Genomic DNA, 12,157 nt, shown 5'->3' with positions numbered 1-12,157 from the left:
AGGGTGATATATGTCTGGTGTTTTAGCCTCAGTCGACAAACGCACGCAACTGGTCGGTGAAAACCGTTTAGAGCTATTGCTTTTTTACCTGCATAGCCGCCATCTATTTGCCCTCAATGTTTTTAAAGTCAAAGAAGTGGTAAAAATACCACATATAAGCAAAGTCCCCCACGCCCACCCTAAGGTTGCTGGCGTGGTCGATATTCGTGGCGAATCCATCCCCGTGATTGATTTACGCAAGGCAATTTGTATGCCTGATGCACTGCATATCGAAGATTCCAACCTTGTAATTACTGAATACAACCGAACGGTGCAAGGCTTTTTGATTGGAAAGGTCGACCAAATCATCAACATGACATGGTCTGACATCATGCCACCGCCAACGGCGATTGGTAAAAATCACTACTTAACCGCACTCACTAAAATCAAACGCGATGGCCAAGAACACTTAGTGGAGATCATTGATGTTGAAAAAGTACTCGCTGAAATCATCGAATACGAAGTCAATATTTCTGACGACATTTTAGATCAAAGCATCGTTAATGAGTTTGCTGGTCGTAAAATACTGCATGCTGATGACTCTCCCACAGCCCGCAAACAAGTGAGTGACACGCTCTCTCAACTTGGTATTGAAATTATCCCTGCACGTAACGGACTTGAAGCACTTAACATGCTGAAGAGGTGGGCAGATGAAGGCAAAGATGTTGAAAAAGAACTGCTGATGGTGATCACCGATGCAGAAATGCCCGCGATGGACGGTTACCGCCTTACACACGAAATTCGTAACGATAATCGTCTTAAAAACTTACACATTGTATTGAACACTTCACTCAGTGGTAGCTTTAATCAAGCGATGGTCGAAAAAGTCGGCTGTAATGCCTTTTTATCAAAGTTTCAGCCCATTTTACTGGTTGAAGAAGTGCAAGCACGACTAAAAGCGGTACTCGAACAGCAACCGTAACACTGCTTTTTCTAATACACCGAATACAGTCTCCTCGGTATCAATTTGCCAATTAGCTTCATTCATGATTAATTGGCACTATTGATTCAACGACAACAATAAAAACTATGCTAAATCGCGTTGCTAAACCATTTACCAAGCTGGTTGAACGTTATCTACCAGATCCATTTATTTTCGTCATTTTATTAACCTTGCTGAGCTTTATTGTGGCCAGTATTTTTACCCCCTCGTCCCCGGTGCAAGTATTAGCTGCGTGGGGAGGTGGTTTTTGGAACTTATTGCAATTTGCCATGCAAATGCTGCTGGTCTTGCTAACAGGTTATATGCTGGCAAGTACCCCTGTTATGCGACACCTGTTAACTACGCTTGCGACGCTCGCGAATACCCCCGCTAAAGCAATCATACTAGTGACGTTAGTTTCTTTATTGGCAAGTTGGATAAACTGGGGATTTGGCTTGGTTATAGGGGCTTTATTTGCCAAAGCGATTGCCAAACAAACCCGGGTAGATTACCGACTACTGGTTGCCAGCGCTTATTCAGGCTTTATTGTCTGGCATGGTGGTTTAGCGGGTTCAGTACCGCTAACTATCGCCACCGATGGGCACTTTTCGGAACAAAGTATTGGGGTAATTGGCACTGAAAACACCGTCTTCGCAGGCTTTAATATTGCGATTGTGCTGGGTTTATTTATTATTATGCCATTGGTTAATCGCTACATGTTGCCAAACGAGAAAGACAGTGTGTATGTTGACCCAGCAAAACTTAACGATGAGCCCACGGCATCAGTAAAACCCACTCGCCCAGCCGAAGTAATTGAGCATAGTCGTATATTAGGTATCGGTATTGGCCTTGTTGGTCTTGGCTATCTATTTTATTACTTTGTACTCAGTGGCGGTGGCTTAAACTTAAATAGTGTCATCGCTATTTTCCTGTTCAGCGCTATTTTACTGCATCAAACACCTCATAATTTACTGCAAAGCTTACAACAGGCGATCCCGAGTGGCGCAGGCATCGTGATTCAATTTCCATTTTATGCAGGGATTATGGCCATCATGGTCAAAACAGGACTTGCCCAACAAATATCTGAAGGGTTTATTGCCATTGCAACCACTGAATCATTGCCCTTTTGGAGCTTTTTAAGTGCGGGGTTTGTAAATATTTTTGTGCCATCTGGTGGAGGTCAATGGGCCGTTCAGGCACCAATCGTGATCCCGGCAGCACACGCACTCGGTGCCGACATACCTCGTGTAGCGATGGCCGTTGCGTGGGGTGATGCGTGGACTAACCTGATACAACCCTTTTGGGCACTCCCTGTGCTTGCCATTGCAGGCCTAAAAGCCAAAGACATCATGGGCTTTTGCTTGGTGCAACTGATCATCACGGGTGTGTTTATTTCATTAATGTTGAGTTTTTATCCTTAAAAAGCAAAGCAGGAAGTGTAAAAACACTTCCTGCTTAGTCATTAGATTCACAAAAATATTCGCTCTGCTTTTGTAAACTTAACTCGATAAAATTTTCATTGGTAGGCTTAAAATTGCGCTTTCAGAGTCGGCAAAGTGCATCATAACAGCCACATGTCCGGCAACAACAAGTGCATACATTACCGCTGAAAAGCCTTGGCCATAGGTGTCCAGAGGGATTAAATGCGAGTAATGACGGCCGCGCCATTCGAAGACAATTTCCAGCGCCCCGACAAATAAGAAAAACACCAACAGCATTAAGCCAAAGGTGTAACTTAACCATAAGCCAAATAACACCCCTAATAAACACACGCTTAAACCAATCCAAGATCGCATTGAAAAGCTAATACTTTTTAAAACATGGCCGCCATCTAGCGGTAAAATTGGTAATAGGTTAAATAAATTAAGCAAAGCACTCAGTACAGCAACACCGGCAAATATTTCCATTTCAGTGGCGTAATAAAGCACCACGCCGAGCACTGAGGTAATTAAACCAAATGCAGGCCCCATGAGTGAGATCACCACATCTTGCCAGCGCGTTGTTATTTTATCGTCGGATACAGCCAGTCCTCCAACAAAAGGGATAAGATAAATACCCTTGGTTTTAATACCAAAGTATTTCATGGCTCTAACATGACCATATTCATGCACCACTAAACAGGCAATCAGCATTAACGCAAACTCGATTGAGAATAGCCATGCATAGCCAGCAACTGACGCACCAGCGAGTGCCGCTTTGACGACCTTTGCACTTTTAAAGAGTTTAAATCCTAACGCGAGCAAACCGATGATGCCACGTTTTGGCTCAGCCTCTTGCATAGCGGGTAATGCAAGTTGACTCAGCCACTGTTGATTTACATAAACACCCAAGCTTTTATCGTGCACGGTGCTGGTATCTAACCCGATACGCTGCCCTTGAAAATCAAACTCATACATTTGTTGTTCTGGGTTCTCGAACGCAATCGCTTGTTGTTGATGAAATAATTGCACTAACTGCGCGCCCTTTAAATGCAATGTAAAGGTTTCATTTGCTAAGCTCAGCTGAAGTCTGATCATAATCTATTTAACGGCTAATAAGGAGTGTGGCTATTATACTGAGGCGGCGCTAAATTACGAATTAACTCTTGTGGCCCTTGTTGTGATTATTTGCATCAATACACAAGTAAAAAACATGACGAAATAGCATTTTTCTACTACTTTTAACTAAAGCATTTCTTGTTCATGGAGTGAATATGGTGAAGTCAGCACGGCATATACTCGTAGTCGATGATTCTAAAGCGATTCTTATCGTTATGCAGGCCATTTTAAATGAGCTTGAAGTTCCTCATGTCACAACCTGCTTAAGTGCTTGCGAAGCCTTAGAGAAAATAAAAAAAGCCCCGCATTATTTTGATGCCGTCTTCACTGATTTAAATATGCCTGATATGGATGGTATGGAGCTTATGCGTCATTTAGGCGCAATGAAATACCATGGTGCGATCGCAATCATTTCTGAAATGGACCCTAAAGTCATCGATTTAGCGGCTGACCTTGCACGTAAACACAACGCGCATCTTATTGGCAATATTTCAAAACCCGTGCAACTGAATCAAGTTTACTTACTACTCCAAAAACTTGAGCATTTTTCGATTCATGTCGAACGAACAAAATCCCCGATTTCGGAGTCACTTTTACTGCATGCTATTAGCCACAATGAAGTCGTGCCATTTTATCAACCAAAAATTAATCGCCATGACAATCGGGTTGAAAGTATTGAAGTGCTGGCACGAATTAACACCAGTAAAGAAGATGATATCGTTTTACCCGAACGCTTTATCTGTATTGCCGAAGATTTAGATCTTATTAACCTTATTACTTTTCAATTATTTGAAAAGGCGACGAGCGACTTTTCTGAAATTAAAGAGCACTTTGAACCAAATTTAAAACTGGCTTTTAATTTATCGCCTTCACAGCTTGAAGACTTAAGCTGCCCAGATAAACTAGCCCTCATTTTGCACTTAAACAATTTATCGCCAAGCGAAGTGATTTTAGAGATTACAGAGCAGTATGCACTTCGTAGTGCCGCACAACTCGAAACCCTAAACCGCCTTAGAATGCGTGGCTTTGGTATTTCGCTCGATGACTTTGGGACCGGTTTCACCAACGTGCAACAACTCAAAACCCTGCCTTTTACAGAGATAAAAATAGACAGGACACTAATCAGTAATATTGAAACTGATCAGTTTTCACAAGTTATCGTCAGTAGCTTAGTAAATATTGCGATTCAAGAAGACTTAGCCATTGTGGCTGAGGGGATAGAGCGCGTAGAAGAGCTTGACTACCTAGACCGTTATAAAGAATTTATCTTAATGCAGGGTTTTTTACTTTGCCGCCCGAAAGCCAAAGAAGACTTTTTAAATTGGTCATTTTCATGGCGGCAAATGGTTAAAACCGCAGCGGGGTATCGCCGCTAAGGCTCACGTTTATCGTCGCTAACAATCGTATTACTGCTCTCTAAACGCTGCCGCCAGCGCTGCTTTGCCTCTTTTTGCATATTGGCAGATTGGTCATGTTCGTCAACGATTTCAAGCCCCATTAAGGCCTCAATTAAATCTTCCAATGTCACAATGCCTTGAATATCACCATATTCATCAACCACTAAGCAAATATGAACACGTTGCGATAATAAGGTTTCAAGCAAAGTAGGCACATGCAAGGTTTCTGGCACCGTATAAATAGGCTTGACCAGCTTGCTAATTTTGTAGTCTTCACCCAAGCGATGGTAAGCAAGCATAATATCGTTTTTATGTACAAAACCAATAATGTCATCGCCATTTTTATCGTATACCAACACCCTAGAAAATGACGATGAACCATATTCCGATAAATACTGATTCACTGTAATATCTTTGTGTACTTTAAAAAGCACAGTGCGCGGCGTCATTAATGTATCAAGTTTGGCATGGCGAAAATGCAATAAACTTCGAATAATCTCAGACTCATCTTGTCTAAGTGCCCCAGATTCAGTGCCTATATCTGCCATTGCTTCAATTTCTTGACGTATATAATATGCTTCATCGTAATTGCGCCCTAAAAAGCGCGTTAAGATATCCGCAAACCAAACAAAGGGTTTTAAGATAAAGACTAAACCCACCAGGCTTACGCTTACGATGGGGGTTAAAGCACGCCAGTAATTAGCACCTAATGTTTTTGGAATAATTTCGGATAACACGAGTACCAGTAGTGTCATTATTGCTGAAGCAATGCCGACAGCCGCATCCGAAAAAACCACCGCGGCTTGCGCACCAACACCCGCAGCACCTGCAGTATGAGCAATCGTATTTAAAGTTAAAATAGCCGCCAATGGTTGATCTATATTGTCTTTCAACTTAGCAACACGCTCAGCTAAAAGAGGTTGCTGTTTTCGTATTAAAGCAACATAGCTTGGCGTAATGCTTAGCAACACAGCCTCCATTACTGAGCATAAAAAAGAAACGGTAATTGCCACCAGCATATATACAAGTAATAGTGTCACTGTGTGCCCTCAGCTTTAATGAAGTGCCTCACCTTAACAAGTGTTTACACGAAGCTCAATCCATTCTGCATTCTAACGCAGCGCACTTTTTGACATTTTTGCTGCGTGTTATATTGGTCTAAACCACCATTTAATAGGCTAAATCATGATGTTTACAACAACTTGGCTGAGCAAGCGCGCTCGCTTAAAAACAGCACTCAGCGCTGTGGCACTGTGCACTTTAACAAGCACAGCAATGGCTGCTGCCATTGATAAGTCTGCAATACAATTTATTGGCCCACTTAGCGATGACATGCAACTTAAGCCCTATCAAACCGAGCACCGCGATGCCATCATCGCCAATCTACTGCCACACTTACAAAAAAATACCTCCCGTGTACGTGTCTTTGGTGATGAACAAGATTGGCAAGCATTTGATAAAGTAAGTGCCCTTACTTTAGGGGGCCTGCAAGCCCTAAAATTCACAGCGTCAGCCGAACGTTTTAGTCAAGGTAAGTTATCGTTAAAGGGGATCGAAAACGCCCAGTTATTTATTAACGGCGAAAAACAGACTGAAAAAGATAAAACTTATGAATTGGCATTGAGTCAAGGCGACCATCAAATAGTGATCATCACAGAGCAAGTGCCTAATTGGCATGATGTTGCCATTGATTTTGAAGCTAAATCAGAGGAAAGCGCTCTGACCTTTTCAGCAAAAGAGCAGCATGGTTTATCGGCAAAGCAATTATTTGATGCACCAACGATAAGCTACATTTCTATGTCACCAAATGGCGCACATTTTTTGGCGAGTACACGCCATTACGACGATAAATCAGCAAACCAAGCTCTGTATGTCACTGAGTTAAAAAACGCTAAAAATAAGACTATTTATCGTTTTGAATCAGCGCAGCCTAGCAATATAACTTGGAGCCCAGACGGTTCAAGCTTGGTGTATTTGATCGAGGGCGAGCTTAAGCGCTTAAATTTAGAAACACTGCAACTCACTGTCATAGCTAAGCATCTTGCAGGCGCAAATGGGTTTCAATTTTACAATAATGACAGCTTAATTTTTAGTTGGTCAAAATCACCCAGCGACGATGGAAAACTCACCAAGCACTATCAAGGGCTTCAAGACCGTTGGTCTTATGCGCGTACCACGTCACAAGTGTACTTACTCGATATAAGCACAGGATTAAGTAAAATTTTAAGTCAAGGCCCGCTGAGCCATTCACTTGAAGACTTCGATGCTCAACAAGGTGTTGTGTTAATGAGTCGCTCAGCCCAAGCTATGAACCGTTCGCCAGAACCCGCGACTGAACTTGTTGAGCTAAATATTGCCACTGCAACGAGTAATGTACTTGGCCAATTTAAAACCTTTAATCAAGCAAAATACACCGACGACGGTATTTATGTTACAGCTGGCCCTGACTTCAGAGATGGCCTTGGCCGTAATTTACCCGAAGGCATGCTTGCCAATAATTACGATGGGCAACTTTACTTACTTAGCCGCGATGGCAAAAAAGCGACGGCACTAAGCAAAGAGTTTGACCCGGCGATAGGCCAACTTACGGTGCTTGCAAATGGCGATGCACTGTTAAAAGTGACTGAGCAAGATACTGTGCAATTATATCAATACGATTTAAGCAAAAAACGTTTTAACAACGTGAATACAGGCTTTGATGTTGTTGAGCAATTTAGTTTCTCAGACGAGCGTAACCCTACTCTGCTTGTTACAGGCACCACAGCATCAACACCACAACAACTTAAGCAACTCACTGTAGGTAAAAGTCGTACTAAGGTGCTGTGGGACTCCACACCAATTAGCTACCAACACACTGATATTGCAGCGCTTGAAGAGTTTAATTTCATTAACCCTGAAGGTGTAGAAATTAAAGGTCGCGTGTACTTGCCGCATAATATAGATAAGAGTAAACAATACCCTGCTTTGGTTTACTACTATGGCGGTACATCACCGGTGACGCGTGGCTTTACTGGGCGTTACCCTTTTAACCTGTGGGCGGAACATGGTTATGTGGTTTACGTTATTCAACCAACAGGTGCAACGGGATTTGGCCAAGAGTTTTCGGCTAAACACGTTAATGCATGGGGTGAATACACCGCAAACGATATTATTAATGGCACACGAGCATTTCTTAACCAGTATCCGTTTGTCGATAGTAAACGCGTTGGTAACTTAGGCGCCTCATACGGTGGCTTTATGACCATGCTGCTGGCGACAAAAACAGATATGTTTAGTGCCTCTATTGCACATGCGGGAATTTCAAATATCACGTCTTATTGGGGCCAAGGTTGGTGGGGATATTTATACTCAGCTGAAGCATCTAAAAATAGCTACCCGTGGAATAACCCGCAACTTTATAGCCAACACAGTCCCGTGTTTCATGCTGACAAAGTAACAACGCCGCTATTACTACTTCATGGTGACTCAGATACCAATGTACCGGTTGGTGAAAGCCACAATATGTACACGGCATTAAAGTTATTAGGTAAAGATGTTGATCTGATTGAATATAAAGGTGCAGATCACCAAATATTTGCCCGTGACAAACGCTTTGATTGGTGGAATACGATGCTGGCTTATTTCGATAAAAACTTAAAAGATCAGCCTCAATGGTGGCAGTATCTTTACCCTGAAAAATAACAAAAAAACATCACTGAGTACCTGCAAAGGTACTCAGCTTTTTACAAATATATAAAAGCTAAGCCATTAAATTGTAAGAAACAGTTACAAACCGGTCCATTGCACTTCTCAGCCTTTACCATACAGTGCTAACATAACAGCAAATCAAGTATGAAATTAAAGCGAATGACTATTCAAGTTTTATTGGTTGAAGACGACGAACTTCTCGTTAAACGCATTCTCAATCATTTTAAAGAGACTGAATTTAATATTGAGGTAGATTCAACGGGAGCCGATGCTTTAAGCATCGTGCAATCACGCGCCTCTCTACAAGATGCAATTTCTCTGGCAGTGATCGACATAGTCTTACCCAAGCGCGATGGTTTGTTACTTGCCAAAGAGCTCAATGCACTGACCAATATTGGTGTAATTGTTTTATCTAGTCGTGACTCACAAGCCGATCGTATTGCAGGCCTTGCTCAAGGCGCTGATGATTATATTTGTAAACCGGTTGACCTGCTTGAACTTGAGCTAAGAATGCGCGCCCTTTACAAACGTTTAAAAGGCTCACAACACGACGATGAAAGTGAAGAGTTTATAGAATATGCCGACTTTAAGCTGCATCCTGACAATCGCACTTTGATCACCCCAAGTGGCGAAGAGTCTCGCCTCACTGAAGCTGAACATAAAGTGCTTATTTGCTTGATTGCCAACGCAGGAAAAGCAACCTCTCGAGAGAAAATATCTGAAGAGATTGGGCAACCCGACTGGAGCCCAAGTGACCGTACCGTCGATGTGTTAATTGGCCGTTTACGTAAAAAGCTCAGTGACGAAAAAGATCAAAAGCGCATCGTAACAGTTCGTGGTAAAGGTTATATGCTTTCTATTTAGGTATACACAGCGCCTAAATGACTCATTGTTTATAAACATACCACCTAACACGGTGACGCTTGCTAAAACACGTAAAATATTGAATAAAGCATCGATTTAAAATTGTGTTAATTGGCTTATTAGGCGCTCAAAGGCACGATAATTTAATGCCTCTTTTAATTCGCTTAAGGTGATCGTTGGTTGCTCTTTTAAGTCACTAATTGTTCGGGCAACTTTAATAACACGATGATAAGAACGTGGTGACAGCGCCAGTTTTTCACTGGCTCTCGCTAGAAACTGCAACTCTGCAGCTGCAAGCTCACAATATCGATTCATTTCTTTATTGTTCAATCGTGCATTCACTTTACCTTGCCGTGCATGCTGAAGCGCATGCGCTCGCTCCACACGTTTACGTACTTGCTGACTGCTCTCTTCTGGTTCGGTACTTTGCAATTGAGCGCTGGTAAGTCGTGGTAATTCAATTTGTAAATCTATTCGGTCAATAAACGGACCCGATACACGAGATAAATAGCGCAATACTTGATCTGGTGTCGCACGCTTGTCGGTATGGCTTCCCGTTGGGCTGGGGTTAAGTGCAGCTATAAGCTGAAATTGAGAAGGAAACTCCATTTGCCTCGCAGCCCTTGATATTGTTACGACCCCAGTTTCCATTGGCTCACGAAGCGAGTCTAGCACTTTACGCTCAAACTCAGGGAGCTCATCCAAAAATAACACGCCGTTGTGTGCCAGTGAAATTTCACCGGGCTTCGGGTTCGATGACCCTCCAACCAGCGCGACTGCCGAACAAGTATGATGTGGATTTCGAAAGGGACGCTCTCGCCACTTAGATAAATCAACAGACTGACCAATAATAGAATAAAGCGCCGCGGTGCTAATTGCTTCATCATCCGACATGGTCGGCATAATGCTTGGCATTCGCTGTGCTAGCATCGATTTACCCGTGCCTGGCGGGCCTAAAAAAAGCAAGTTATGGCCACCAGCAGCCGCGATTTCCAACACACGTTTGGCACCAGGTTGGCCTTTAACATCACTTAAATCATAGATTGAATCGCGTTCTATTTGTTGCTCTGGGTACTCAATATTAAGCGGTAAGGGCTGCTGATTCAGTAAGTCGTTCCATACATCTTGAATAGAATAAATCGCTTTACGTGACACACCAGAAACAAGACTGGCTAAGGTGTCGTTTTCCGCTGGTAAAAAACAGCACCGACCCTTTTCTTTCGCTCCTAATACGGAGGGTAAAATAGCATTCACTCCCCTTACTTCACCATTTAAGGCCAGCTCACCATAAAACTCATAGCGATGAATATCAGGGCACACTATTTGCCCTGATGCCACTAAAATCCCAACGGCAATGGCTAAGTCAAAGCGCCCTCCGTCTTTGGGTAGGTCAGCGGGCGCAAGGTTAACAGTGATGCGCTGATCGGGAAAACCAAATTGTGAGTTTTCAAGCGCACTGCGCACTCTATCTTTAGCCTCTTTTACAGAGGCTTCAGGTAAACCAACAATATGAAAAGCAGGTAAGCCATTCCCTAAATGCACTTCGACAATGACTTCTGGAGCTTGCACTCCTACTTGAGCACGAGAGAAAATCCGAGCTAATGACACGTTCCGTTGTCCCTGTAATGTATCCTTGTTATTACAGTTTAGTCGGGATATTTAAAAACATGTAATGTGAGATTCCACTTCATTGCTGCAAGTCGTAATGTGAGGGTCATTAACATGGCCAGTACCATGGCCATTTCTGTCACTAACCCAAGTGAAATTCCCACTGTATAAACGATGCCACCTGCGATACAAGTGATCGCATAAAGCTCACCTTTTAATAACATAGGTATGTTGCCAGCAAGTACATCGCGGATCATGCCTCCGAAGCAACCTGTAATCACCCCCATAATAATAGCCGTGGTATCTGGCATGCCTGCAAGCAGGGCTTTTTGCGCCCCCATTACAGCAAAAAAAGCCAAACCAAACGCATCCGCTATTTGTAAAGCATATAACGGAATAGAGCGCTGTTTATTGATTAGCCGTGTCGAAATAAAAACTGAGACTAGAATAGCCCAAAAGTAACTTTGATCATGTAACCAAAAAACTGGAATATCTAAAATGAGGTCTCGTAAGGTCCCACCCCCAATGGCTGTAACGGTCGCTAACACAACAACTCCAAAGCCATCCATTTTTTTATCGTACGCTAACAACGTCCCAGAAACAGCAAACACGGCAACGCCGATTAAATCAAACCAATGGTAAAGTTCCGTCATGTTTGTAACTAAAAAGTAATGTTACTTACGTTGTAACATAAACTTTTCAATCTTTTAAGCGAAGAATCAATTACTCGCCGCTTTCTACCAACTCAATAAATTGGAGACTTTGCATCATAACCCCATCAGCAAGTGTGGTATCAGAAAAGTACGATTCCTTTTCGGTCGCTTTACTGGGTGTCGCTAATAACACCTTATAGTCCTCTTCTAGCTCAAGCCATAAACTCCGCTCTTTGGCAGTCAACTGCGAATGTTGCTTGCGAACGCGATCAGCTTCATAAAAGGCTTCTTGTGCTTTTAAAAATGCATCTTGTGCACTTTCATCCATTTCTTCGCTTGAAAACAAACTAGTACCAATATCGCTGATATCTTCTTGTACTGCATCCATTGTTTTACAGGCTGTTAGGCTGAGTAGAAGAACTGAGAAATAAAATAGTTTCATTGATTAAA

General features: G+C 42.6%; 10 protein-coding genes. 5 read left to right on the top strand and 5 right to left on the bottom strand.

Going from position 1 to position 12,157, the window contains the following annotated elements:
- Nucleotides 1–10: 10 nt before the first annotated feature.
- Both IT970_RS00910 and IT970_RS00905 read left to right on the top strand, forming a co-directional pair.
- On the top strand, nucleotides 11–961 hold the full coding sequence (locus IT970_RS00910) for a chemotaxis protein CheV (protein WP_182395982.1): 951 nt from the start codon (nucleotides 11–13) through the stop codon (nucleotides 959–961).
- Between the two features lie 107 nt (nucleotides 962–1,068).
- Nucleotides 1,069–2,382 (top strand): short-chain fatty acid transporter, encoded by a 1,314-nt coding sequence (locus IT970_RS00905; protein WP_036974234.1) that lies wholly within the window; start codon nucleotides 1,069–1,071, stop codon nucleotides 2,380–2,382.
- A 78-nt stretch (nucleotides 2,383–2,460) separates the two neighbouring features.
- Here the strand turns inward: IT970_RS00905 and IT970_RS00900 are convergent, their stop codons facing one another.
- Nucleotides 2,461–3,477 carry a metalloprotease gene (locus tag IT970_RS00900; protein WP_196857535.1) on the bottom strand — a complete coding sequence of 339 codons (1,017 nt, stop codon included), beginning with the start codon at nucleotides 3,475–3,477 and terminating at the stop codon, nucleotides 2,461–2,463.
- A gap of 176 nt (nucleotides 3,478–3,653) precedes the next feature.
- On the opposite strand from IT970_RS00900, the gene IT970_RS00895 reads away from it, so the two are divergent.
- Nucleotides 3,654–4,874, top strand: coding sequence for an EAL domain-containing response regulator (locus tag IT970_RS00895; RefSeq protein WP_036974238.1), 1,221 nt, complete (start codon nucleotides 3,654–3,656; stop codon nucleotides 4,872–4,874).
- Here the strand turns inward: IT970_RS00895 and IT970_RS00890 are convergent.
- Nucleotides 4,871–5,935 carry a hemolysin family protein gene (locus tag IT970_RS00890; RefSeq protein WP_036974240.1) on the bottom strand — a complete coding sequence of 355 codons (1,065 nt, stop codon included), beginning with the start codon at nucleotides 5,933–5,935 and terminating at the stop codon, nucleotides 4,871–4,873. The two genes, IT970_RS00895 and IT970_RS00890, sit on opposite strands and share 4 nt — an antisense overlap.
- Nucleotides 5,936–6,080: 145 nt before the next feature.
- Between IT970_RS00890 and IT970_RS00885 the strand changes: the two genes are divergently transcribed.
- Nucleotides 6,081–8,576, top strand: a complete 2,496-nt coding sequence (locus IT970_RS00885) for an alpha/beta hydrolase family protein (protein ID WP_196857534.1) — start codon at nucleotides 6,081–6,083, stop codon at nucleotides 8,574–8,576.
- Between the two features lie 165 nt (nucleotides 8,577–8,741).
- Entirely contained in the window at nucleotides 8,742–9,446 is a 705-nt protein-coding gene (locus IT970_RS00880; protein WP_036974296.1) for a response regulator transcription factor, read from the top strand.
- A 96-nt stretch (nucleotides 9,447–9,542) separates the two neighbouring features.
- Here the strand turns inward: IT970_RS00880 and IT970_RS00875 are convergent, their stop codons facing one another.
- The 3 genes from IT970_RS00875 to IT970_RS00865 form a co-directional block, all read right to left on the bottom strand.
- Nucleotides 9,543–11,054, bottom strand: a complete 1,512-nt coding sequence (locus tag IT970_RS00875) for a YifB family Mg chelatase-like AAA ATPase (protein WP_180311289.1) — start codon at nucleotides 11,052–11,054, stop codon at nucleotides 9,543–9,545.
- A gap of 38 nt (nucleotides 11,055–11,092) precedes the next feature.
- Complete coding sequence (locus IT970_RS00870) at nucleotides 11,093–11,707, bottom strand: trimeric intracellular cation channel family protein (protein ID WP_036974258.1); 615 nt, start codon at nucleotides 11,705–11,707, stop codon at nucleotides 11,093–11,095.
- Nucleotides 11,708–11,777: 70 nt separating this feature from the next.
- Nucleotides 11,778–12,149, bottom strand: a complete 372-nt coding sequence (locus tag IT970_RS00865; protein WP_196857533.1) for a hypothetical protein — start codon at nucleotides 12,147–12,149, stop codon at nucleotides 11,778–11,780.
- Between the last annotated feature and the right edge of the window lie 8 nt (nucleotides 12,150–12,157).

It is taken from the genome of Pseudoalteromonas sp. A41-2 (assembly GCF_015767615.1).
GTDB classification, from domain to species: domain Bacteria; phylum Pseudomonadota; class Gammaproteobacteria; order Enterobacterales; family Alteromonadaceae; genus Pseudoalteromonas; species Pseudoalteromonas lipolytica.
This window is presented reverse-complemented; position numbering and strand designations above follow the sequence as displayed.

Coding starts and splice junctions, on each gene's coding strand:
- IT970_RS00910 (WP_182395982.1), top strand. CDS start 11: ATGTCTGGTGTTTTAGCCTCAGTCGACAAACGCACGCAACTGGTCGGT.
- IT970_RS00905 (WP_036974234.1), top strand. CDS start 1,069: ATGCTAAATCGCGTTGCTAAACCATTTACCAAGCTGGTTGAACGTTAT.
- IT970_RS00900 (WP_196857535.1), bottom strand. CDS start 3,477: ATGATCAGACTTCAGCTGAGCTTAGCAAATGAAACCTTTACATTGCAT.
- IT970_RS00895 (WP_036974238.1), top strand. CDS start 3,654: ATGGTGAAGTCAGCACGGCATATACTCGTAGTCGATGATTCTAAAGCG.
- IT970_RS00885 (WP_196857534.1), top strand. CDS start 6,081: ATGATGTTTACAACAACTTGGCTGAGCAAGCGCGCTCGCTTAAAAACA.
- IT970_RS00880 (WP_036974296.1), top strand. CDS start 8,742: ATGACTATTCAAGTTTTATTGGTTGAAGACGACGAACTTCTCGTTAAA.
- IT970_RS00870 (WP_036974258.1), bottom strand. CDS start 11,707: ATGACGGAACTTTACCATTGGTTTGATTTAATCGGCGTTGCCGTGTTT.
- IT970_RS00865 (WP_196857533.1), bottom strand. CDS start 12,149: ATGAAACTATTTTATTTCTCAGTTCTTCTACTCAGCCTAACAGCCTGT.